The 23963-nt window shown below is 66.1% G+C and carries 14 protein-coding genes; 8 read left to right on the forward strand and 6 right to left on the reverse strand.

Annotation, left to right across the window (positions count from 1 at the left end):
* Positions 1-88: 88 nt before the first annotated feature.
* From PCA20602_RS01485 to hrcA, 4 genes are all read right to left on the reverse strand, one after another.
* Positions 89-490, reverse strand: coding sequence for an RNA-binding S4 domain-containing protein (locus tag PCA20602_RS01485; protein ID WP_069342011.1), 402 nt, complete (start codon positions 488-490; stop codon positions 89-91).
* Positions 487-1677, reverse strand: a complete 1191-nt coding sequence (hemH, locus tag PCA20602_RS01490; protein WP_150719666.1) for a ferrochelatase — start codon at positions 1675-1677, stop codon at positions 487-489. Before hemH ends, PCA20602_RS01485 begins: the two co-directional genes overlap by 4 nt.
* Positions 1678-1851: 174 nt before the next feature.
* The gene (locus PCA20602_RS01495) at positions 1852-4401 is read right to left on the reverse strand and encodes a DUF6600 domain-containing protein (protein WP_174980698.1); all 2550 of its coding nucleotides are present in this window, start codon (positions 4399-4401) and stop codon (positions 1852-1854) included.
* A gap of 221 nt (positions 4402-4622) precedes the next feature.
* Positions 4623-5651: a heat-inducible transcriptional repressor HrcA gene (gene hrcA / locus PCA20602_RS01500; RefSeq protein ID WP_150719668.1), complete on the reverse strand. Its 1029-nt coding sequence runs from the start codon at positions 5649-5651 to the stop codon at positions 4623-4625.
* Positions 5652-5768: 117 nt separating this feature from the next.
* On the opposite strand from hrcA, the gene PCA20602_RS01505 reads away from it, so the two are divergent.
* On the forward strand, positions 5769-6677 hold the full coding sequence (locus tag PCA20602_RS01505) for an NAD kinase (RefSeq protein WP_150719669.1): 909 nt from the start codon (positions 5769-5771) through the stop codon (positions 6675-6677).
* A 23-nt stretch (positions 6678-6700) separates the two neighbouring features.
* Complete coding sequence (recN, locus tag PCA20602_RS01510; RefSeq protein ID WP_150719670.1) at positions 6701-8365, forward strand: DNA repair protein RecN; 1665 nt, start codon at positions 6701-6703, stop codon at positions 8363-8365.
* A gap of 9 nt (positions 8366-8374) precedes the next feature.
* Here the strand turns inward: recN and glnE are convergent, their stop codons facing one another.
* A complete protein-coding gene (gene glnE / locus PCA20602_RS01515) occupies positions 8375-11251 on the reverse strand; it encodes a bifunctional [glutamate--ammonia ligase]-adenylyl-L-tyrosine phosphorylase/[glutamate--ammonia-ligase] adenylyltransferase (protein WP_150719671.1) in 2877 nt (958 codons plus the stop codon).
* 171 nt (positions 11252-11422) lie between these two features.
* Between glnE and PCA20602_RS01525 the strand changes: the two genes are divergently transcribed.
* The 4 genes from PCA20602_RS01525 (at position 11423) to aroG (ending at position 19939) form a co-directional block, all read left to right on the forward strand.
* On the forward strand, positions 11423-15901 hold the full coding sequence (locus PCA20602_RS01525) for a YhdP family phospholipid transporter (protein WP_174980700.1): 4479 nt from the start codon (positions 11423-11425) through the stop codon (positions 15899-15901).
* Between the two features lie 95 nt (positions 15902-15996).
* Positions 15997-16854, forward strand: a complete 858-nt coding sequence (locus PCA20602_RS01530) for a carbon-nitrogen hydrolase family protein (protein WP_150719673.1) — start codon at positions 15997-15999, stop codon at positions 16852-16854.
* Between the two features lie 85 nt (positions 16855-16939).
* Positions 16940-18400, forward strand: a complete 1461-nt coding sequence (gene tldD / locus PCA20602_RS01535) for a metalloprotease TldD (RefSeq protein ID WP_150719674.1) — start codon at positions 16940-16942, stop codon at positions 18398-18400.
* Between the two features lie 465 nt (positions 18401-18865).
* Positions 18866-19939, forward strand: a complete 1074-nt coding sequence (aroG, locus tag PCA20602_RS01540) for a 3-deoxy-7-phosphoheptulonate synthase AroG (RefSeq protein ID WP_069344375.1) — start codon at positions 18866-18868, stop codon at positions 19937-19939.
* A gap of 106 nt (positions 19940-20045) precedes the next feature.
* On the opposite strand, the gene PCA20602_RS01545 is transcribed toward aroG, so the two are convergent.
* Entirely contained in the window at positions 20046-20624 is a 579-nt protein-coding gene (locus PCA20602_RS01545; protein ID WP_150719675.1) for a cob(I)yrinic acid a,c-diamide adenosyltransferase, read from the reverse strand.
* Positions 20625-20931: 307 nt separating this feature from the next.
* Here PCA20602_RS01545 and PCA20602_RS01550 point away from each other — a divergent pair, with 307 nt between their 5' ends.
* Together PCA20602_RS01550 and PCA20602_RS01555 are read left to right on the forward strand one after the other, a co-directional pair.
* Complete coding sequence (locus PCA20602_RS01550; RefSeq protein ID WP_150719676.1) at positions 20932-22353, forward strand: FAD-binding oxidoreductase; 1422 nt, start codon at positions 20932-20934, stop codon at positions 22351-22353.
* A gap of 7 nt (positions 22354-22360) precedes the next feature.
* Positions 22361-23962, forward strand: coding sequence for an FAD-linked oxidase C-terminal domain-containing protein (locus tag PCA20602_RS01555; RefSeq protein WP_246181969.1), 1602 nt, complete (start codon positions 22361-22363; stop codon positions 23960-23962).
* The last annotated feature ends 1 nt before the right edge of the window (position 23963 follow it).

Consider the following 23963-nt stretch of genomic DNA (forward strand, 5'->3'; position numbering starts at 1 on the left):
CGCGCGTTTCGGCGATCGTTGCGGCGCTCATCCCCCCGTTGAGGGCGACGACGACCGGCGTGAGACCGACACGAGACGGTGCTTCGGCCTACTCGCCCACGCCGCCGAGACGCCGCCGGTCCCGCTTCGTCGGACGCCCATGCATCTGCGCGGCGGGCTCCTGATACAGACGCCGGCGCTCGTGCTCGTCGGCACGGGCCTGAACACTCGCTTCGGTCTCTTCGTACAGCGACTGCGCCACCGGCGCCGAGCCGCGAACCTCCGCGATGGCCTTTACCCGGACTTCCCAGCGCGTGCTGCCGTTGTCCACGGACACCACGTCGCCCGGACGCACGTCACGCGCCGGTTTGACCCGCGCTTCGTTGCACAGCACACGGCCCCGGTCGACGGCCTGTGTGGCGAGCGAGCGCGTCTTGAAGAAGCGTGCCGCCCACAACCATTTGTCGATCCGCGTGGCTGCGTGCGGAGAATCGTCGACCTTGACCGTCACGTGCGTGCTCCTTGCTCACCCTGACTCTGCATCTGTTCCTGTGCCGCGGCCGCCGCCGCACTGGCTTCCTCGAACGCCGCCACGGCGGCGACCTGACGCTGACGAGTCGACGCCACCGCTGCCGCCGACGCCTCGGCCTCACCCTGCGGCGAAAGCACCGGCCAGCCTTGCAGATGGCGTGCCGCAATCTCGCCCAGCGCCGTGATCCATGCGCTCGCGCCGTTCAGGCAAGGGATGAAGTGGAACGACTTGCCACCGGCGGTCAGATACGCATGGCGGCCTTCCATGTTGATTTCTTCGAGCGTCTCGAGACAGTCGGACGTGAAGCCCGGGCAGAAGACGTCCACACGCGGCGTACCGCCACGGCCGAGTTCTTCGAGCGTCGGCGCGGTGTAAGGCTGAAGCCATTCGGCCTTGCCGAAACGTGACTGGAACGTGAGGCGGCAGGTCGTCTCGTCCAGACCAAGCGCCGCCGCGAGCAGACGCGCCGTCTTCACGCACTGATCGTGATACGGATCGCCGAGGTCGAGCGTGCGGCGCGGCACGCCATGGAAGCTCAGCAGCAGACGCTCACCCGCCGCGAAATCCGGCCGTCCGTGTTGCTGCCAGTAGCCTTCGACCTGCTGACGCAGCGCCTCGATGTACGCCGGGTGATCGTGATAGTCCCGCACAGTGCGCACGTCCGGCTGGTTACGCAAACGCCCAAGCACGCGAAATACGGCGTCGCTGGCGGTCGCCGTCGTGCTGCTCGAATACTGCGGGTAGAGCGGCAGGACGAGAATTCGCTCGACGCCGTTCTGGCGCAGGGCACGGATGCGCTCGGGAATCGACGGGTTGCCATAACGCATGGCGTAATCGACCACGACGTCGTAGTCGTTCGCATGCAGCAAGGCACGCAGGGCGTTTGTCTGATGTTCGGTGTTGACTTTGAGAGGCGAGCCGTCGCGGGTCCAGACCGTGGCGTACTTCTGGGCAGACGAACGCGAACGGAACGGCAGAATCACCAGCCGCAGCAGCGGTTGCCACGCCCACGGCGGGATTTCTACGACGCGCGGGTCCGAGAGGAACTCGCGCAGGTATCGGCGCACGGCCGCAGGACGCGGCTCGTCGGGCGTGCCGAGGTTGATCAGCAGTACGGCGGTCTTGCCGGACTGGCCATGCGAAATGGGTTCGGGATCGAAGCGCATGGAGCGTACTTTACCGCAAACACGGCGCAAATCCGGTGGGAGAGATACGCGAAATGACCGCCAGCATGGGCCATGGGGACGGCCAACAACCGGCCCTTGGCTCATATAACGGATATCAGGCAGATGTCGGCGGATCGCGGCGAATCACCACGAATCACGACGATTCGCGATTCATCAGCCGTGCCGAGGCGCGTCGTCACGGGCGGGACGATGGTCCGCGCTGGGGTGTTCGTCATGATGAACCGCCCCGTGCGTGCCCTCCGGCCGGTTCTCCCGGGGAGTCGGTTGCGGACGCTCCTGCGGATGCGAATGCGGCTGAGCCTGCGGACGCTCCGGTTGCGCCTGGGGCCTCGGTGCCGGCGCCGCCCGCTCGACCTGCGGCTCGGGGCGCGGCTGGGCACGTTCCTGCGGCGGTGCGCGTTGCGGCTCGGGACGCGGCTGCACGCGCTCGACCGGCGGTTGCGGTTGCGCACGCTGCTGAAGCGGCTGCGGTTCCGCGCGTGGTTGCGTCTGCCACTGCTGAGGACGGCGCGCCGGCTCGGCGGATTCAGGCTGCACGCGCTGCTGCTGTGGCGCAGGCTGCGCGCCACGCGCTTCGGGTTGCGCCACGGCCGGTGGCGGCGACTGGCGGCGGGTCTGCATGTCGCGCTGCGCGGCCTCGTGTCCCGGTTGAGGAACGGCCTGCGGCGCTTCGACACGTGTCCCCGGCTGACCTTGGACGCTCACGCCCGGCGGATGAGGTACGCCGGATGGCGCCGCCTGCCCTGTCCGCCCATTGCGGTCATTGCGGTCATTGCGGTCATTGCGGTCATTCGGTTGGGCCTGCACCGTCGGCTGTCCCGGATGATTCTGATAATTACCGTGCCCCGGATAGGCGGGATAGCCGGGTTCATTCGGTGCCCCCGGAACTCCCGGCACACCGGGCTGCCCCGGAACCCCGGCGTGACCGGGCGCACCCGGTGCCCCTGGCTGGCCGGGTACGCCGGGCGCGCCATGCATCGGCGGGACAGCCCCCGTCGCAGGAAGTGCGCCGTGCGCGGGCGTCGCACCCAACGCGCCGGTCGGCCCCAAGGCTGGCTGCGCAGGGAGCGCCCCATTTGCCCCGATCGGCGCACCGACCGGGCCACGCGTACTGACAACCGTGACACGCGGCGCGACAGGCGCTGGCCCGTTCGGCCGTCCCGCACCGGGATTGCGGACCTGCTGACCGTTCTGGCCGAACACCAGCGGCGCACCGCCAGCGTTCGGTACCGCATGCAGATTGCTCGTCAGCTCGCGCGACGGGGCGCCGCGCACGACCGGCGCACGCGTCGCCAGCACCTGCCGGTTGAACACGCCCGCCGGCGGCGCACCTGCTGCCGGACGACTATTGCCGAACACGCTTTGCTGCACCGGCGCCACGCCCGGCGTATTGCCCACACGCCACGTCTGCGTGCCGCGCGGCGGGGCCGCCAGCGCCGCCGGGGCGCCGACGGCGCGTCCCTGCACGAATGCCTGTGCAGGCATCGTCGACACGGCGCCGCGCACGTTCCGGTTCACGTAGACGTTATTGATATTGGTGATGTTGTTGGTGACATTCGTCGTGCGCACGATCGTCGATCGATTGATGTTCGTGACGTACGACGAACTGGCGTGGTACGCCGGACGATACGGGTCGTGCGGCCCGAGCGCGAACCATGCGAGCCCGACACCGCCGGCCGCAAACGATACGCCCCACGGGTTGCCGCCACTGTTGCCGCCGACCCAGCCGACCAGCGCCGGCGCATAGACCGGACGCACCGCCACCGGCCCCGGCACCCAGCACCAGCGCGCATCGACGTAAGCCCAGCGCCCGTAGTGATACGGCGCGAAGCCCCACGGCGCCTCGTCCACCCAGGTCCAGCCCCACGGATCGACCCAGACCCAATGGCCCGTGCGATACGGCGCCCAGCCCGACGGCACGTTCGACGGCACCCACACCGAGCCGTAGCTCGACGTCTCCTGCCACGAACCGTAGTCGTCGAGGCTCTCGAAGCCGGTCATGTCACGCGGCACGTAGCGCGCGGACACCGAGGCGTCCTCACGGGCATCGCGATCGCGCATCCACTGATCGAAGACGTCGGCCACAAGCGGCCCGGTCTGTTGCTGCGTCAGGTTCTGGCCGACGAATGCCACGCGCTGCCCTTGTTGCAGCGGCACCGACGCCCCCTGCCCGTAAGCAGTCCCCGCGCCGCGCCAGACACTCACCGTCGTCACGCCATTCGGATCGACGTCGACGCGGTATTCACCCGCCTGCGAGGGCACGAACGCCAGATTCGGCGTATCGATCTCATACGGCTGATTCGGATCGAGGTTGCGCAGCCGCACGCCCACCGTGCCCTGCGTTACGTTCAGTTGCACATTCTGGTCGGTCACCGCCGAGAGCGTGACGCTCGTCGAAGCGCCCATGCGCACCGCCGTACCACCCACATGCATCTCCGCACGGCTGTTGCGGTCGACCCAGATGGCGTCGCCCGTGGTGAGCGGCCGGTTGCGGTCGGCGTAGCGCCACTCGCTGTTGCCGGAAGATGAATAAGGCGCGTAGGTGACGGTGCCGTCGAACGCGCTCAGGCGGGCCACCCGCCCCGGAGGATCGGCGCTCTGCGCTTGAGCTAGTGCAGGCAACCCCGCCGCCCCAAGCACGCCCAGCGCCAGCCCGACGCCGAGAGAGCGAACCATCGTTCGCCAGGAAATCAAGGATTTCATAAACACTCCGAGCTCTTTTCGATAGGCGCACCGTATGTGGCGTTCGCCATGACATCGGTCACATCGTCGGTCATGGGGTCGGTTCGCCACCGTGTGGTTCTGTCCGAATCCTCGGGCGGGCATCGGACCGTCGGCTCACCGGCGCACCACGAGGGACACCTTGAGCGTAAGCCCACGGTGTGTGACAGCGTGTAAAGGAATGCTACGGGGTTGTAACCGAATCAGTGCTGGCTCAGTGCGTTCGAGAGCAGCTTGGCGGTGATGTCGACGATGGGGATCACGCGTTCGTAGGCCATGCGCGTCGGCCCGATCACGCCGAGCGTACCCACGACCTGACCGTCGACTTCGTAGGGCGCGGTGACGACCGTCATTTCTTCGATGGGCACGAGGCTCGACTCGCCGCCGATGAAGATCTGTACGCCGGACGCCCGGCTCGACACGTCGAGCAATTGCAACAGGCCGGTCTTGGACTCGAACACGTCGAACAGCTTGCGCAGCCGCTCCATGTTCGACGACAGGTCTTCCACGCCCAGCAGATTGCGCTCGCCCGAGATCAGCACGCTCTCGCGCGTGGTATCGGCCATCGCATCGCTGCCGGCCTGCACCGCCGCCTGCATCAACGCGCTCATGTCCGAGCGCAGGGCGTCGAGTTCACCACGCAAGTAAGTGCGCACGTCGTCGAAGCTGTGGCCGCCGAAGTTGGCGTTCAGATAGTTCGCCGCCTCGACCAGTTGCGCCGGCGAGTGGTCTTTTTCCGTCAGGATGATGCGGTTCTGCACGTCGCCGTCGGGCGTGACGATGATCAGCAGCACGCGCTTGTCGGACAGGCGCAGGAATTCGATGTGGCGGAAGGTCTGGCTACGGCGCGGCGTGAGCACCACGCCCGCGAACTGCGACAGATGCGAGAGCACCTGCGCGGCAGACGCGACCAGTTGCTGCGGCCCGGCCGGTTGCAGGCTCGTCTGCACTTGCGACGCCAGATGGTGCACGGCCTCTTCGAGCGGGCGCACCGAAAGCATCGTGTCGACGAACAGACGGTAGGCGCGCGGCGTCGGCACACGGCCCGCAGACGTATGCGGGCTGGCGACGAACCCCAGCGCTTCGAGGTCGGCCATCACGTTGCGGATGGTCGCCGGGGAGAGATCGAGTCCCGAATAACGCGAAAGCGTGCGCGAACCGACCGGCTGGCCATCGGCGATGTACCGTTCGATCAGGGTTTTGAGAAGCGTTTGCGCACGTTGATCTAGCATGGCAAAAATTGTAACGCGAAACGTAGGTACGCGGCGCACGGTGAACCCTGACACGAGAACCGTTGCAGGCCGTGCGTGCCGATGGTTGCTGTCATCGACTTATGGTGTAATGGCGGCATGAAAACTGGGAGCCCCTTCAAGACCGTGGCGCTCGTCGGGAAGTACCATGCCGACGGCGTTGCCGAACCACTGCTCACGCTTGCGGCATGCATTGCCCAGCGCGGGCATCACGTCGTCTTCGAGCGCGATACGGCGCACAACATCGGCGCCGGCGCCGATCCGTACGGCACGCTCGACATTCAGGAGATCGCCGTCCAGGCCAATGTGGCCGTGGTCGTCGGCGGCGACGGCACGATGCTCGGCGTCGGCCGTCAGCTTGCCGCCTCGAAGGTGCCGCTCATCGGCGTGAACCACGGGCGCGTGGGCTTCATCACCGACATCCCGCTCGACGACATGCGACAGGTCGTGCCCGCCATGCTCGAAGGTCACTTCGAAGCCGAGCAGCGCACGCTGTTGTCCGCGCGCATCGAGCGCGACGGCCAGACGCTCTTCGAGACCCTCGCGTTCAACGACGTGGTCGTGAACCGCTCGGGGATCTCGGGGATGGTCGAGCTGCGTGTCGACGTCGATGGCCGCTTCATGTACAAGCAGCGCTCGGACGGGCTGATCGTCGCCACGCCCACCGGGTCGACGGCTTACGCGCTGTCTGCGACCGGCCCGATCCTGCATCCGCGCCTTGGCGGTGTCGTGCTCGTGCCGATCGCGCCGCATGCGCTGTCGAACCGTCCGATCGTGCTGCCCGATTCGAGCGACATCGTCATCACGATCACGGGCGGGCGCGAGGTCGGCGCCAACTTCGACATGCAGTCGTTTGCCGAGCTGCGTCAGGGCGACAGGATTCTGGTTGGCCGCTCCGAACATCAGGTGACGTTTCTGCATCCGGTCGGCTACAACTACTACGCCACGCTGCGCCGCAAGTTGCACTGGAACGAGCATATCTCCGACGAAGATACGCCGCAGAACTGACTTCACGCCTCACCCGACATCCCATGCTACGCAGTCTCTCGATTCGCGATTTCGTGATCGTCGATCGTCTCGACCTGGAATTCTCCGCCGGCTTCACCGTGTTTTCGGGGGAGACCGGCGCGGGCAAATCGATTCTGATCGATGCACTGGCGCTCGCGATGGGCGAGCGCGGCGACACCAGCATGGTGCGCAACGGGCAGACGCGCGCCGACATCACCGCCGAGTTTGCCGCCGACGCCGAAGCGCGCCCCGACCTCGAAGCCTGGCTGCAAGCGCAGGCGCTCACGCTCGAAGAACATGGTGGAGTGCTGCTGCGCCGCGTGCTCGATGCCGGCGGACGTTCGCGCGCGTTCATCAACGGCACGCCCGCCACGCTCACGCAGTTGCGCGAACTCGGCGAAATGCTCGTCGACATTCACGGGCAACATGCGCATCAGCAACTGCTGCGCCCCGACGCCCAGCGCCGCCTGCTCGATTCCCACGCCGGCGCCACCGCGCTTGCCACCGATGCCGCCACGGCCCATAAGGAATGGCGACGCCTCGTGAAACGTTGCGAAGAAGCGCACGGACGCGACCGCGAACTGCAACTGGAGCGCGAACGTCTCGAATGGCAGACGTCAGAACTGGACAAGCTCAACCCGCAGGAAGGCGAGTGGGATGAAGTGAGTGCCGAGCATCGTCGCCTCTCGCACGCCGCGAGTCTCATCAATGGCGTACAGGGCGCGCTCGACGTACTCGCCGAAGCGGATGGCGCCGTCGTCCCGTCGCTCGGGCATGTCGTGCATCAGATCCGCGAACTGGCGGAGATCGACGCCGGGCTCGCCGATACGCTGGCCGCGCTCGAACCCGCCGAGATTCAGCTTCGCGAAGCGGTTCACTCGCTCACGCATTACGCGCAGCGCATCGACCTCGATCCGGAACGTCTCGCTGTGGTCGAGCAGCGTCTCGACGCGCTGCATTCAGCCGCACGCAAGTTCCGCGTCGCGCCCGAGCAGTTGCCCGCCGAACTCGCGGAACGCCGTGCCCAACTGGAAGAATTGACGGCGTCGGCGGACACCGCTGCCATGCAGGCGGCGGCCGACGCGGCGCACGCCATGTATCTCAAGCTCGCCAAGGATCTGTCGAAGGCGCGGGCGAAGGCGGCGGCGTCGCTCTCGCGCGAAGTCACGCGCGCGATGCAGGACCTGTCCATGCCCGGCGGCCGTTTCGAAGTCGCCCTCACGCCGACGCCCGAACCGCAGTCGTTCGGTCTGGAGACGGTCGAATTCCTCGTCGCGGGTCATCCGGGCGTGCCGACGCGCCCGCTCGCCAAAGTCGCCTCGGGCGGCGAACTCGCCCGCATCAGCCTCGCCTTGCAGGTCATCGCCAGCAGCGCAAGCCTCACGCCGACGCTGATTTTCGACGAAGTCGACTCCGGCATCGGCGGCGCCGTCGCAGAAGTGGTCGGCCGTCTGCTGCGTGAGTTGGGTCAGGGACGGCAGGTGCTGTGCGTCACGCACCTGCCGCAGGTCGCCGCGCTCGGCCATCAGCATCTGCGTGTGAGCAAGCGCAGCGACGGCGACACGACGATGAGTGAAATCGAACCGCTCGGACGCAGCGAACGTGTCGAAGAGATTGCGCGGATGCTAGGCGGTGTCGAAATTACGGCGACGACACGCAAGCATGCGCGCGAGATGCTGGCGCTTTGACGCGTCCCGTCAGACCGGCCCGGCGTCCGCGAAGACCGAATCCCACAACGCCATCACCGCATTGCGTTCTGCCTCGATGTCGGCGCACGGCACGCGCGCCGCTTCCACGCCATCCAGACGCAACTTGTGCTGACGCTTGCGATACGTCCGATAAGCGGCGCCCGCATCGTCGGCAAGTCTTGCGTCGATCAAGCCGAGTTGCGCCGCTTCGCGCAGCAACGCGATATTGCCCGCATTGCGCAGCAGCGCGGGATGCGCGCCCGAATGCAGCAGCACCAGATACTGCACGGTGAACTCGATATCCACCATGCCGCCCCGGTCATGCTTCAGGTCGAACAGCTTCGTCGGATTCGGGTGCCCTTCAAGCACCTTGCGACGCATCGCCACGATTTCCTGCGCGAGCGGCAGCGCCTCGCGCGGCGTGGCCAGCACCTGTGCCCGAATATTCTCGAACGCCGCGCCGATGGTCTCGTCGCCTGCGCAGAACCGCGCGCGGGTGAGCGCCTGATGCTCCCAGACCCACGCCGTGTTCGCATTGCCTTCGCGGAACTGGTACTGACGGAAACTCTCGATGTTCGTCACCAGCAGACCGGACAAGCCGTTGGGCCGCAGCCGCAGATCCACGTCGAATAGCATCCCTGCGCCCGTGTGGGTGGTGAGCCACGTCACGAAGCGGCGGGCGAGCGCGGCGTAGGCGTCCGGCGCGCGGTCGTCGTCATCGTCGTAAAGGAAGATCAGGTCGAGGTCCGAGGCATAGCCCAGTTCCTTGCCGCCGAGCTTGCCGTATGCGATGACCGAGAAGCGCGGCACTTCGCGATGGCGCGTCGCCACGTGCGGCCAGACGGTCGAGATCGTCACGTCGACGATGATGTCCGCGAGTTCCGAGAGGCGGTCGCCGATGGCTTCCACCGACAGCGTGCCCTGCAAATCGAGCAGCAGGATACGGAAGACTTCGGCGTGATGGGCGCGCCGCAGAATATCCATCTGCACTTCGACGTTGCCCGCCGCCCCCGCCGCGTTCAGGCTCAACAGCAATTGCGTCTTGAACGACGGCCAGTCGAACGGCGCGGCGAGCGCTTCGTCGTCGAGCAGTTCGTCGAGCAGTTGCGGGTGGCTGATCAGGTAACCCGCCGCCCAGCGTGACCCCGCGAGCACCTTGACCACGCGCTCCAGCGCACGTGGATACTCGGTGAGCAGCGCGAGATAGGAGCTGCGACGGCTGATGGTCGAGAGAAGGTCGAGCATGCGGGCGAGTACGGCATCCGCTTCGCCGGTCCCCGCCGCGCCTTCGACAGCACGCTGGATGAGCTGGTCGAAGCGACGTCGGCTGATCTCGCCGAGCGCCTTGTAACGTGAGGACGTCCACACGGCGCGCAGACGGTCGAGCGCCCCTTCGGCATCGGCAAAGCCCAGACGCGTCAGTTGATTGCCGAGGTCGCCCGTCTGCGCTTCGTCCGCCAGACATTCGCTCCACAGTTCCGGCGGGCACTCGCAATCGCCCGACCCCGAGGCGCCGGCGCCGCCTTTGCCCTTCTGCGCGCCGCCATTGGCCTTGTCGGCGAATATCTCGTCGAACTGACCGGCGACGAATTCGCGATGCTCGTCGAGCACCGTCATGAACGTCGCCTCGTCGGGGAATCCCATGGCGCGCGCGACCGCGAGACGGTCGTCACCCGGCGGCGGCAGGATGTGCGTCTGCGCGTCGTCCAGATACTGAATGCGGTGTTCGAGCTTGCGCAGGAAGACGTAGGCGTTCGCGAGCGATTCCGCCACGTTCTGCGCCAGCCAACCGCGCCGGGCTGCCACGCCCAGCACGGCGAGCGTCGGACGCACCCGCAGTTCCGGCTCCTGACCGCCGCGAATCAACTGGAATACCTGCGCGGAGAACTCGACTTCGCGAATGCCGCCGCGTCCGAGCTTGATATCGTTGATGCGGGCCGGTTTGGCGCGCGCACGACGCTCGGCCTCGTGGCGGATCTGCTCGTGCAGCGCACGAATCGCGCCGATCACGCCGTAATCCAGATAGCGACGAAAGACGAACGGCTGGACCAGCGAACTCAGCAACCGCTCGACACGCTTGCCCGGCTCGCTCGCCAGTTCGGACACGAGACGTCCCTTGATCCAGGCGTAACGCTCCCACTCGCGGCCCTGCACGTAGAAATACTCTTCGAGCATCGGCAGGCTGCACACGAGCGGCCCGGAGTCACCGTTAGGACGCAGACGCATGTCCACACGGAATACGTAACCGTCCGGGGTCAGCTCCGAGATCAGACCAATCAGCTTGCGGCCGAGCTTGGTGAAGAATTCGTGATTCGAGAGCAGACGCAGGCGGTTGGCGAGCGCTGGATCGGCGTCGTCGGGCGCAGTGGTGTCGCCATCGTCTTCATACAGGAAGATGAGATCGATGTCGGACGAGACGTTCAGTTCGCGACCGCCGAGCTTGCCCATACCGACCACGCCGAGCGTCTGACGCTCGCCTTCGGCATTGCGCGGCACGCCGTGAATCGCTTCGAGTTCGCGCGACAGCACCGCGATGCCCGACTGCACGGCGAACTCGGCGAGCGCGGTCATGGCCTCGGTCACTTCGGACAACTCGGCGCGGCCGTCCAGATCGCGCTGCATGACAGCGCACAGCGCCTCGACGCGCAACACGCGTAAGGCCCGTGCCAGTCCGGCCTCGTCGACCCCGCTCACACCCGACGCCTGGTCGGGCGGCGAGAGCAGCGTGCCGGTGATGGCTTCGAAGCGGCGGGCGAGCCAGCGGGCGTCCACGGGATGCTCGGCAAGCGTGGGCAACGCCTCGGCCAGCGCCGGACGGCTCGCGAGCATGCGGGCGGCGTATCGCGAGTAGGACTGAATATCGGTCGGGATTTCGGGTGAACTCACTGGCGGGGTTCCGGTCAGCAAAGGATGGAGAGACTTTCGCATGCTTACCCGGGCGCGATGAAACGCCGGATCACACGTCTGATTGTCCTACGGCCGGGCCATCGGACGGCCTTGGGCTTGTGTTACAGTCTTTGCCACAGAAACTACCACATTACCTCGTAGACGCGCAGCATGACCGACCGCAAGCCGCCCGCCTCGCCCACCGCGACCCGGTCCTGGTTCTCGTCACTGCCGCGTGGCTTGCGACTGGGTCTGGAATGGCTGCTGGCGCTCGTCGTCATCGTCTACTTCGGACTGGGCGCCGTGATCCTCGCGACGCGCTACGTCATCCTTCCCCGTGTGTCCGACTACCGCCCGCAGATCGAAGCGGCGGCAACGCGCGCCATCGGGCTGCCCGTCACCATCGGCAAGATCGACGCCGTCTGGCGCGGCTGGCACCCCTACCTGTCGCTGGAAGATGTTCGCATCACGCCGCCCGCGCAGGCGGCGCAGCCCAAGGCGTCGACGATCGCCCGCGTGGTCGCGCCGCTGCGCCGGCACACGGCATCGGCGGCATCGGCGGCATCGGCGGCATCGGCGGCATCGGCGGCATCGGCGGCATCGGCAGCTTCTGCCGCATCCGCCGCACCTTTGGCGTCTGCGGCGGTGGCCTCCCAGCCCTCCGCGACGGACAACCCCACAGTGACTTACGCGCCGCCGGGCGCACCACCGCCGGTCGAACCGAGCCTCACACTGCACCGGCTCGACGCCGTACTCTCGTGGACCAGCCTGCTCCATTTCGACCTGCGCCTGTCGGACCTCACGCTGTATGAGCCCGACCTGACCGTGGAGCGCCGCGTCGATGGCTCGATCCTCGTCGCCGGCATGCCGGTCGCGGGCAACGGCAAGACGACGGATACCACGGGGGCCGACTGGCTCATGCGTCAGGCGCGCATCGTGGTGCGCAACGGCACCGTGCGCTGGCGCGACGCCACGCGCGATGTGCCCGAAGTCGTCGTCACGCAGGTCAACGCCATGCTGCGCAATCGCGGCTTCGAGCATCGCTTCGGCATGCAGGCGAATCCGCCGCAGGGCGTCGTGGCGCCGCTGGACATTCGTGCGCGCTTCACGAATCCGCTGTTCGCACGCCCCGGCGAAGTGAAACGCTGGCGCGGGCAGATCTATGCCGACGTGGGCACGCTCGATCTGACCGAACTCGCCCGTTACGTCGATTTGCCGGGTAAGAACTCGCGCGGCCGTGTCGCCGGGCGCGCCTGGGTCGACTTCGACAACGGCGCGCTCACGGGGGCGACGCTACGCATGGCGGGCGCCGACACCTCGGTGCAATTGGCCGACAACCTGCCGCCGCTGACGTTCGATGCCACACAGGGCCGCATCGATGTCACGCGCATCGGCGCACAGGCCGACGCCGGCTGGAACGTGCGTGCGCGCGAGCTGAGCTTACAGGCGGCCGGGCGTCCCACGCTCGACATCCCGGACCTGCGCGGCAGCTTCACGCCCGGCACCGACACGCAGGGCCTGCACGTCGCCGTGGCCGGTCAACGCTTCGACATCGGCGCGGCCATGGCCGTCGTGCCGTCGCTGCCCATCGATCAGCAAACGCGGGACACACTCGCCAGCGTCCGTCCGCGTGGCCGTCTGACGAATTTCGACATCAACTATCAGGCGCCCAAGCCGCATGGCCCGACCAACTGGCGCGACCTGCCGGGCATCAAACAGTTGCCGCCGGAGCGCGATCGCTACCGCGTGGTGGCCGACTTCGAGGGTCTGGGCATCGACAGCCAGCCCAGCCAGCATCCGCCCGTACGGCCGAATGCGCCCAACGCAGGGCGCCCGGGCTTCGCCAATCTGAGCGGTCACATCGACGCCGATCAGTCGCGCGGCAGCCTCTCGCTCAACGCGAAGAACGCCACGCTCGACTTCCCCGGTCGCTTCGACCAGCCGCGCATCGATCTCGACACGCTCACGGCGCGCACGTCATGGCGCATCTCGCATTCGGCGACGCAACGCGACGCCCCCGCGAACGTGCAAGTGCGTGTGGATGCCGTCCATCTGCAAAACAGCGAACTCACAGGGGACGTGAGCGGCACCTGGCATAACGGCGGCAAGGGCAATGGCATCGTCGATCTGAAAGGCAGCATCGTGCGCGCGAACGCCAATGCCGTGCCGCGCTACCTGCCCACGGACATCGGCGCCGCCGTGCGCGACTATCTGCAACGGGCGCTGCTCGCCGGCACGGTGCAGAACGCGCCGTTCGCCGTGCAGGGCGATCTCGAAGACTTCCCGTACGGCAAGGGCGGCGGCAAGTTCCGCATCGATATTCCGCTGGTGGACGTGACGTTCAATCCGTCGCCGCTGCGCCCCGGTCATACCGAGGTCTGGCCGCCCTTCGAGAAGGTACGCGGCAATCTGCGCTTCGATGCCGACAAGCTGCACATCGCGATCGACAGCGGCACAGTCTTCGGCGTCACGCTCACGCAGGTGCAGGGCGACATCAACGACATCGGTCAGGACGACTCCACGCTCACGCTCAAGGGCGACGCCCGCGGCCCCGCGACGGACTTCGTCAAGTATCTGAACAACAGCCCGGTCGGCCACTGGATCGGCGACTTCACCGAAGACACGCGGGCGAACGGCAACACACAGCTCGCCATGCAGTTGTCGATGCCGCTCGACCATACCGATCGCTCGAAGGTCACGGGCCGTGCGCGCTTCCTGCGCAACGACATCACGCTCATCAACGGTCTGCCGACGTTCGGCGCGGTGGATGGCGAACTGGCCTTCACCGAGCGCGGTATTTCGCTCGACAACCTGCGCGGCACGTTCCTCGGCGGTGACGTGCGCGCCTCGGGCGGCAGTCGCGACGACGGCACCATCGTCCTGAACGTCAACGGTCAGATGAGCGCGCAGGGACTGCGCGAGAACCGGGAGAACGCCACGCTGGCGCAACTGGCCAAGCGCATGACGGGCGGCACGCCGTACACGGCGACGGTGGCGGTGCGTCAGGGCATGACGGATGTGGCGGTGCAGTCAACGCTGGCCGGTCTCGCGGTGAACTTGCCAGCCCCGCTGGGCAAGAGTGCGGAGGCGTCTCTGCCGGCGCGCTTCACGATGCGTCCGCAGGCCAGTCCGGGCGGACGCCGCATCGATACGCTCGACTTCGCCATCGGCAGCGTGCAGGCCAACTACGTGCAGCAGCGCACTACGGGGGGACGCGTCGAGGTACTGCGCGGCGGCATCGGCATCAACCAACCGGTGCCTGCGCCGCGCGAAGGCGTGCAGGCCACGGCGCAATTCGACACGCTCGACGTGGACGCCTGGCGCAGTGTCATCGCGTCGCTCGGCTCCGACGCCGTCACGCCGGGCACGCAAGGCACACCGCCCGCCCCCGCTGCCACGGCCGCCGCCGCGCGCGACGAGTTCGGCGCACTCACGCCGTACCTGCCCACACGCCTCGCACTGCACGCGAAACAAGTGCGTCTGATGTCGCGCGGATGGCCGGAGCTGGTCGTGGGCGCGCAGCGCAGCGATCGCGACTGGCAGGTCAGTCTCGCCTCGGAACTCGTCTCCGGATTCGCCGAATGGCAGGCGCCGACCGACAAGAACCCGTCGGGCGCGGTGCGTGCGCGCCTGGCCAAGCTGGTGATCCCGCGCGAGGACCACGGCAACGACGTGCTCACGCAGGTGCTCGACGAGCCGAGCGACGAATTCCCGGCCATCGATGTGATCGCCAACGACTTCGTGCTGCGCGACAAGCCGCTGGGTCGTCTGCAATTGAACGCCCACAACGACATCGAAGACGGTGTGCCGGTGTGGCAGCTCACCAAGCTGGAATTGAGCAACAACACGGCCACGCTCGACGTGAAGGGCAACTGGCGCACGTCGCGCCGCCGGGCGGCGCAGGCTGCACAGACACTGCAAACGAGTGACGACGACGTGCCGCGCCGCACCGTGCTCGATTTCAACCTCGACGTGAAGGACGCGGGCGGGCTGCTCGACCGGCTCGGGTTGCCCAAGACGCTCAAGGACGGCTCCGGCACCGTCTCCGGCCGTTTCGGCTGGCGCGGCGGCCCCGACGCCATCGACTACCCGACGCTCGGCGGTCGCGTGGCGATCGATCTGAAGCGCGGGCAGATCCTGAAAGCCGATCCGGGACTGGCCAAACTACTGAACATCCTGTCGGTGCAGACGCTCGCCAAGATCCTGACGTTCGACTTCAACAGCGTGATCGGCAGCGGCCTGCCGTTCGACAGCATCGACGGGAACGTCGCGATGCAGGGCGGCGTGGCGAATACGAGCGACCTGACGATCAATGCGAATGCGGCGACCATCAAGATCGACGGTCACACCGACCTCGCCCACGAAACACAGGACCTGAACGTGCTGGTGCTGCCGAAGATCAATGCGGCGTCGGCATCGCTCGCGTGGGCGATCGTCAACCCGGCGCTGGGCATCGGATCGTTCTTCGCGCAACTGGCGCTGGGCGACCAGCTCTCGCGCACGCTCTCGACGACCTATCACGTCACCGGCTCCTGGGACAATCCGGTCATCGGACAGGGCGGCGGCAATAAGAGTAAGATCGATGCATCCCCGGAAACCCGGCCAGAGGCGCAAAACCGCGCCCAACCGGCCGGTATGCGCGGCAACTGAGCGCAACGGCAGGATACGAAAGCACGCGAATGCGATACCCGCAGCCCCGGAAGTCTCGATAACGCCACGATCATCGCCCCGAATTCAGCCATTTCATGACGAGTCCCGACACGAAGTCAGCCGCCCCGAACGCCCCCACGGATTCCCCCGTGCGCGTGGCCGCCGCGCAGATGGTGAGCGCGCCGGACGTCGCGCGAAACCTGCAGGAAGCCGCGCGTCTGGTGGCCGAGGCAGCGGACGCCGGTGCGCAACTGGTGCTGTTGCCCGAGTATTTCTGCTACATGGGGCAGCGCGACACCGACAAGCTCGCGCTGCGCGAGACGCCGGGCAGCGGCCCGATTCAGGACTTTCTGGCGGAAACGGCGCGTCGGTACGGCGTCTGGCTGATCGGCGGTACGCTGCCGCTAGCGGCGCCGGAACCCGAGCGCGTGCTTAACACCACGCTCGTCTTCTCGCCGGAGGGCGCGCCGGCCGCGCGTTACGACAAGATCCACCTGTTCAACTTCGTCAAAGGCGAGGAAGCCTACGACGAGGCACGCACCATTCGCCCCGGCGATGCGGTGCGCACGTTCGAAGCGCCGTTCGGGCGCGTGGGCCTGTCGGTCTGCTACGACCTGCGTTTTCCCGAGTTGTACCGTGCCATGGGCGACTGTACGCTCATGGTCGTACCCGCCGCCTTTACCTACACCACGGGCCGCGCGCACTGGGAGTTGCTGCTGCGCGCGCGGGCCGTCGAGAACCAGTGTTACGTGCTGGCGTCCGCGCAGGGCGGCCATCATGAGAACGGGCGGCGCACCTGGGGGCACTCCATGCTGATCGATCCCTGGGGCGACATCGTCGCCCAGCGAGACTCGGAAGGCGCCGGCGTGATCGTCGGCGAGATCGACCCGGCCCGGCTGGCCGGCGTACGCCAAAGCCTGCCCGCATGGCGGCACCGCGTATTGCAGGGTTGACGTCCGACGACTTCGCCATGTTGCCATGTTGATATCCTGGCATTCGCCCTCATCTACCGAATACATTTCCTTGGCCTGACACCGCATGAAAATCATCGACACCGGCATCCAGAACCTGGCCACGGCCCGCGAGCTGCTGCTCACGCCGTACGGCCTCGACGAAAGCCATCTGCAACGGGCTCTCGGCGATATCTTCACGCACCGCGTGGATTACGCCGACCTGTACTTCCAGTACACACGCAGCGAAGCGTGGAGCCTGGAGGAAGGCATCGTCAAATCGGGTTCGTTCTCGATCGATCAGGGCGTGGGGGTGCGCGCCATCGTGGGTGATCGCACGGCGTTCGCCTATTCCGACGACATTTCCGAGATCGCGCTGAAAGACGCCGCCGCGGCCACCCGCAGCATTGCGACGGCCGGTCGCGGACGCGTCAAGGTCGGCAGCAAGCTCGCAAGCGCCAGCGGCCACGGGCTGTATCTGCCGTCCGACCCGCTCGCGTCGCTCGACGCCAACGGCAAGGTCGCGCTGCTCGAACGCATCGAAAAGCTCGCCCGCGCCCGCGATCCGCGCGTGTCGCAGGTCATGGCAGGGCTGGCCGGCGAGTACGACGTCGTGCTCGTGGCGCGCAGCGACGGCGTGATCTCCGCCGACGTGCGTCCGCTCGTGCGTGTGTCGGTCACGGTCATCGTCGAATCCAATGGACGCCGCGAAATCGGCAACAGCGGCGGCGGCGCTCGTCTTGATTACGCCTACTTCACGGACGATCTGCTCGAAAAGTACGTCAAGGAAGCGGTCGACGGCGCCATCGTCAAGCTCGACGCCCGCCCGGCGCCTGCCGGTGCGATGACCGTGGTGCTCGGACCGGGCTGGCCCGGCGTGCTGCTGCACGAAGCCGTGGGCCACGGGCTGGAAGGCGACTTCAACCGCAAGGGCTCGTCGGCGTTCTCCGGACGGCTCGGCGAGCGTGTGGCGGCCAAGGGCGTCACGGTGGTCGACGACGGCACGCTGTCGAACCGTCGCGGCTCGCTGAACATCGACGACGAAGGCAACCCGACGCAGTGCACCACGCTCATTGAGGACGGCATTCTGAAGGGCTACATGCAGGACAGCCTGAACGCACGCCTGATGAAGATGCCGGTTACCGGCAACGGCCGTCGCGAATCGTACGCCGCGCTGCCGATGCCGCGCATGACCAATACGTACATGCTCGGCGGCGACAAGGATCCCGAGGAAATCATCGCGTCGGTCAAACGTGGCCTGTACGCCGTGAATTTCGGCGGCGGGCAGGTGGACATCACCAACGGCAAGTTCGTGTTCTCGATGTCCGAGGCTTACATGATCGAAGACGGCAAGATCACGTACCCGGTCAAGGGCGCAACGCTGATCGGCAACGGTCCGGAATCGCTCAAGGACGTGACGATGATCGGCAACGACATGTCGCTGGACTCGGGCGTGGGCGTGTGCGGCAAGGAAGGCCAGAGCGTGCCGGTGGGCGTGGGCCAGCCGACGCTGCGCATGGAAAACATGACGGTCGGCGGTACGGCCTGAGACGTCGGTATGCCGAACGGCATGCCATGTCCGACGGTGTGAAATTCCGCACTGCAAAAATGCGTCAAGCATAGCAAAGCGCCCGGCTCAAACCGGGCGTTTTCGCATGATTTTAAAAATCAAAGAATTATTAACGCAAATACCCGATACAAAACGCGGAGATTCCGCGCGTTTTTCACCCATCTGGCGTCCTCACGCGGTTGCAGCGTCATTCGATTCGGCGTATAAAGTTGTTTCTGTGCACGGCGAACCGCCGGCAACGCAACGTCCTAGACATCCTTCATGAACGCCAATAAGTTTTACTTTTACTTTTTTGCGTATCTCACACCGCTGGCGGATGGAGAGGGACAGTTGCAGCAGTAAGCACCGAACGAATCCTGAAAAACCGCCAGCGAGTCTGGCGGTTTTTTTTTGCCCCGAATCCCGAGAAACGAACCGCAGTCCGAACTGCCCAGGAGAAAAACCATGCCTCCCCACAATACCGATGATGTCCGTATTCGCGAACTGAAGGAACTGACGCCCCCGGCGCACCTGATCCGCGAATACCCGTGCTCGGAAAAGAGCGCCGACCTCATCCATCGCACGCGCGGCGCCATTCACCGCGTGCTGCACGGCATGGAAGACCGTCTCGTCGTCATCATCGGCCCGTGCTCGATTCACGATCCTAAGGCCGCGCTGGAATACGCGTCGCGTCTCGTCGAGCAACGCGAACGTTTGAAAGGCGAGCTTGAAATCGTGATGCGCGTGTACTTCGAAAAGCCGCGCACGACGGTGGGCTGGAAGGGTCTGATCAACGACCCGCACATGGACAACAGCTTCAAGATCAACGACGGTCTGCGTCTGGCCCGCGAACTGCTCGCACAGATCAACGAAATGGGGCTGCCGGCCGGCACCGAGTATCTCGACATGATCAGCCCGCAGTACATCGCCGATCTCGTGTCGTGGGGCGCCATCGGTGCTCGCACTACGGAATCGCAGGTGCACCGCGAACTGGCGTCCGGCCTGTCGTGCCCGGTCGGGTTCAAGAACGGCACTGACGGCAACGTGAAGATCGCCGTGGACGCGATCAAGGCCGCCTCGCAGCCGCACCATTTCCTGTCGGTGACGAAGGGCGGGCACTCGGCCATCGTGTCGACCGCCGGCAACGAGGACTGCCACCTGATCCTGCGTGGCGGCAAGGCGCCGAACTTCGACGCCGCGAGCGTACAGACTGCCTGCGACGACATCGCCAAGTCGGGCCTGGCCGCACGCGTGATGATCGACGCGTCGCACGCCAACAGCCAGAAGAAGCACGAGAACCAGATCCCGGTGTGCGAAGACATCGCCCGTCAACTCGCTGGCGGCGACGACCGCATCATCGGCGTGATGGTCGAATCGCACCTCGTGGCCGGTCGTCAGGACCACGTGCCGGGCAAGGAACTGACCTACGGTCAGAGCATTACCGATGCCTGCATCAACTGGGAAGACAGCCTGAAGGTGCTCGACACGCTGGCCGACGCCGTGCGTGCGCGTCGCGTGGCACGCGGCGCAGGTAACTGAAACCACGGGCGGCCGGGGTGCGCGATGCACGAAAAGCTGCCCGGCGTACCGTCGGACGGCCGGTTGACTGGTTCACCGGCCACCGGCTCACCGGCTCACCTGCTTTTTACTGTGCCTCGCCTTCCGGCGGCGCACCGCCGGAACGCTCACGCTGCCACAGCACGTCGGCCCCGCCGCCCGCACGATTGAGCACACGGGCCAGCACGAACATCAGGTCGGACAAGCGGTTGATGTACTGACGCGGCGCCGGCGCGACCGTCTCCTCGGCGCCCAGGGCCACCATCGCGCGCTCGGCGCGACGCGCCACGGTCCGCACGATGTGCGCAAGCGCCGCCGCCCGGGTGCCGCCAGGCAAAATGAATTCCTTCAGACGCGGCAGATCGGCGTTGTAATGGGCCAGCCACTCGTCGAGCTTGACGACGTGGGCGTCCCCCAGCAGTGTGTGACGCGGCATGCTCAGCTCGCCGCCCAGATCGAACAGGTCGTGCTGAATGTCGATCAGCATGGCGCGCACGTCCTGCGGCAGGTCTTCGCACAGCAATACGCCGATGTGCGAGTTGGTTTCGTCGATCTCGCCGATGGCGACGATACGCAGGCTGAACTTGTCCACGCGCGCGCCGTCTCCCAGCCCCGTCTTGCCTCCGTCGCCCGTGCGCGTGACGATCTTGCTCAAACGATTACCCATCTTCTGACACCTACCCCTTGCGGCACATCTTGCCTGCCGGCGCCTCTCAAGCCGCCGGACGACCTGCCTTTTTGATTGAAATAGACGGTATCGCCATCGATTGCTCATTTTTCAGGCAATTCCGATAGCGTCGATACACGGCAAGTCCGTATGATATGACGCAAAGTGTGGGGAAAAACGCGACGTCGGCGTAAAATCCCCGCTCATGAGGTGTCAGGGAGTGCACCGCGCGCCCGAGACCCCGCCCGATATGGTGTCCGCCCTCGCCTACCGGCAACGGCGGCCCGGAGACCCGAAGGAGAAAGCCGTGAATCACCCCCACCTGCCGTTCGCCGCCAAGCGTCCGTTTCCCGACGCCCTGCTCACCGACTTGCAGACCCTGCTGGGCGAGCGCGTGAGCACCAAGGAGGCGCTACGCGAACATCACGGCCGTGACGAGTCTCCGTTCGATCCCATGCTGCCCGATGCCGTCGCCTTCGCGCATAGCACCGAGGAGGTCTCGCAGATCGTCAAGCTCTGCGCGAAATACGACGTTCCCATCATTCCCTACGGCGCCGGCTCGTCGCTCGAAGGTCATCTGCTCGCGGTCGAAGGCGGTCTGTCGCTCGATCTGTCGGAGATGAACCAGATCGTTTCGATCAACGCCGAAGACCTGACCGTCACCGCACAACCGGGCATCTCGCGCAAGGCGCTGAACGAAGCGCTGCGCGACACGGGCCTGTTCTTCCCGATCGATCCGGGCGCCGACGCCAGCATTGGCGGCATGTGCGCCACGCGCGCGTCGGGCACCAATGCCGTGCGTTACGGCACGATGCGCGAGAACGTGCTGGCCCTGACCGTCGTGCTGGCGGATGGCCGCGTGATCCACACCGGTACGCGCGCGCGCAAGTCGTCGGCCGGTTATGACCTCACGCGTCTGTTCGTCGGCAGCGAGGGGACGCTGGGCATCATCACCGAAGTGACCGTGCGTCTGTATCCGCAGCCGGAAGCCGTGTCGGCCGCTATCTGTTCGTTCCCGAGCATGACGGACGCCGTGAACTGCACCATCCAGACCATTCAACTGGGCGTGCCGGTCGCTCGTGTGGAATTCGTCGATGCACTGGCCGTGCGCGCGATCAACAAGCATTCCAAGATGGAGCTGCCGGAGACGCAAACGCTGTTCTTCGAATTCCATGGCAGCGAGGCCGGCGTGAAGGAGCAGGCGCAGACGGTCGAGGAACTCGCCAGGGACAACGGTGGCACCGGCTTCGAATGGGCCACGCGCACCGAGGACCGCAACCGCTTGTGGAGTGCGCGTCACAGCGCCTACTTCGCCATGCTTCAGCTTCAGCCGGGTTGCCGCGCCGTGACGACGGACGTCTGCGTGCCGATCTCGCGCCTGGCTGAGTGCGTGGGCGAAACGGAAGAAGATCTGAAGGGTTCCCGGCTCCTGTGCCCGATCGTCGGTCACGTGGGCGACGGCAACTTCCACGTCGCGATCCTGATCGATCCTGATAAGCAGGAAGATATGGATGAAGCGGAGCGACTGAATCAGCGCATCGTCGAGCGCGCCATTCGCATGGGCGGCACCTGCACCGGCGAGCATGGCGTCGGCCTGCACAAGATGGGGTTCCTCGTAACCGAGCACGGTGAGGATGCCATCGATGTCATGCGGTCGATCAAAACCTCGCTCGACCCACATAACCTCCTGAATCCGGGCAAGATTTTCCGGCTGCGCGCCGCGGGCTGAGCGCCGCATGAACGCGCCCCAGACACCACAGATGCCGTCGCCGCAGGGCCAGCCCGGCTCGTCTAGTGCGTCCGGTTCGTCCGGTTCGTTTCAGACGGGCGCCTCGCCGCATGGCGGACCCGGCCATGACAGCGGGGACGCCGACGCGCTCGCGGCGCGTCAGCGCCAGTTGCTCGAAGCGCTTGCGCGGATTCTGCCGCCGCATTGCATCCTGCATCGGCGCGAAGACACCACGCCATACGAGTGCGACGGCCTCGCCGCGTATCGTCGCGTGCCGCTCGCCGTCGTGTTGCCGGAGTCGGAGTCGCAGGTCCAGCGCATTTTGCAGGCCTGCCACCAACTCGGCATCCCGGTCGTGCCGCGCGGCGCGGGCACCAGTCTTTCCGGCGGCGCCATGCCGATGTCAGACGGTCTGGTGCTGTCGCTCGCGAAGTTCAAGAAGATCGTCGAAGTCGATCCTTACGCACGCACGGCCACGGTGCAGCCGGGCGTTCGCAATCTCGCGATTTCGGAAGCCGCCGCGCCCTACGGGCTGTATTACGCGCCAGACCCGTCGTCGCAGATCGCCTGCACCATTGGCGGCAACGTCGCAGAGAATTCGGGCGGCGTGCATTGCCTCAAGTACGGGCTGACGGTGCACAACGTACTGCGTGTGCGCGCCATCACGATGTCGGGCGAGGCCATCGAGTTCGGCTCGCTCGGCCCCGATGCGCCGGGCCTCGATCTGCTCTCCGTGTTCATCGGCAGCGAAGGCATGTTCGGCGTCGTGACCGAAATCACCGTCAAGCTCGTGCCGAAGGCGCAGACGGCGCAGGTCATCATGGCAAGCTTCGACGACGTAGAGACCGGCGGCAATGCCGTCGCGGCGATCATTGCCGCGGGCATCATTCCGGCGGGCCTTGAAATGATGGACAAGCCCGCCACGCAGGCCGTGGAAGAGTTCGTACACGCCGGGTACGATCTGGACGCCGCCGCGATTCTGCTGTGCGAATCGGACGGCACGCCCGAAGAAGTCACCGAGGAGATCCTGCGCATCTCGCACGTACTACGTACGTCGGGGGCGACACGCTTGCAGATCTCGCGCAGCGAGGAGGAGCGCCTGCGCTTCTGGTCCGGACGCAAGAACGCCTTCCCTGCCGCCGGGCGCATCTCGCCCGACTACTACTGCATGGACGGGACGATTCCACGCCGCGCGATTGGGACATTACTCAAACGCATCGAAGGTCTGGAACAACAATATGGGTTGCGCTGTATTAACGTCTTTCACGCGGGAGACGGGAACATGCATCCACTCATTCTCTTTAACGGCAACGACCTGGACGAATGGCATCGCGCCGAGGCGTTCGGTTGCGACATTCTCGAAGCGTGCGTCGAACTCGGCGGCACGATTACGGGCGAACACGGCGTGGGCATCGAGAAGATCAACTCGATGTGCGTGCAATTCTCGGCGCAGGAACGCGACGCGTTCTTTGGCGTGAAACGCGCGTTCGATCCGGTCGGACTCCTCAATCCGGACAAGGGCATTCCGACACGGGCGCGCTGTGCCGAATACGGCAAGCAGCATGTGCGCGGCGGCCTGTTGCCGCATCCCGACCTGCCGAGGTTCTGAC

Source organism: Pandoraea capi (assembly GCF_902459735.1).
GTDB lineage: Bacteria > Pseudomonadota > Gammaproteobacteria > Burkholderiales > Burkholderiaceae > Pandoraea > Pandoraea capi.

Bases quoted from the DNA above. Each gene is read 5' to 3' on its own strand.
- hemH (WP_150719666.1), bottom strand. From the start codon at position 1,677: ATGCGCTTCGATCCCGAACCCATTTCGCATGGCCAGTCCGGCAAGACC.
- PCA20602_RS01495 (WP_174980698.1), bottom strand. From the start codon at position 4,401: ATGAAATCCTTGATTTCCTGGCGAACGATGGTTCGCTCTCTCGGCGTC.
- hrcA (WP_150719668.1), bottom strand. From the start codon at position 5,651: ATGCTAGATCAACGTGCGCAAACGCTTCTCAAAACCCTGATCGAACGG.
- PCA20602_RS01505 (WP_150719669.1), top strand. From the start codon at position 5,769: ATGAAAACTGGGAGCCCCTTCAAGACCGTGGCGCTCGTCGGGAAGTAC.
- recN (WP_150719670.1), top strand. From the start codon at position 6,701: ATGCTACGCAGTCTCTCGATTCGCGATTTCGTGATCGTCGATCGTCTC.
- PCA20602_RS01525 (WP_174980700.1), top strand. From the start codon at position 11,423: ATGACCGACCGCAAGCCGCCCGCCTCGCCCACCGCGACCCGGTCCTGG.
- PCA20602_RS01530 (WP_150719673.1), top strand. From the start codon at position 15,997: ATGACGAGTCCCGACACGAAGTCAGCCGCCCCGAACGCCCCCACGGAT.
- tldD (WP_150719674.1), top strand. From the start codon at position 16,940: ATGAAAATCATCGACACCGGCATCCAGAACCTGGCCACGGCCCGCGAG.
- aroG (WP_069344375.1), top strand. From the start codon at position 18,866: ATGCCTCCCCACAATACCGATGATGTCCGTATTCGCGAACTGAAGGAA.
- PCA20602_RS01545 (WP_150719675.1), bottom strand. From the start codon at position 20,624: ATGGGTAATCGTTTGAGCAAGATCGTCACGCGCACGGGCGACGGAGGC.
- PCA20602_RS01555 (WP_246181969.1), top strand. From the start codon at position 22,361: ATGAACGCGCCCCAGACACCACAGATGCCGTCGCCGCAGGGCCAGCCC.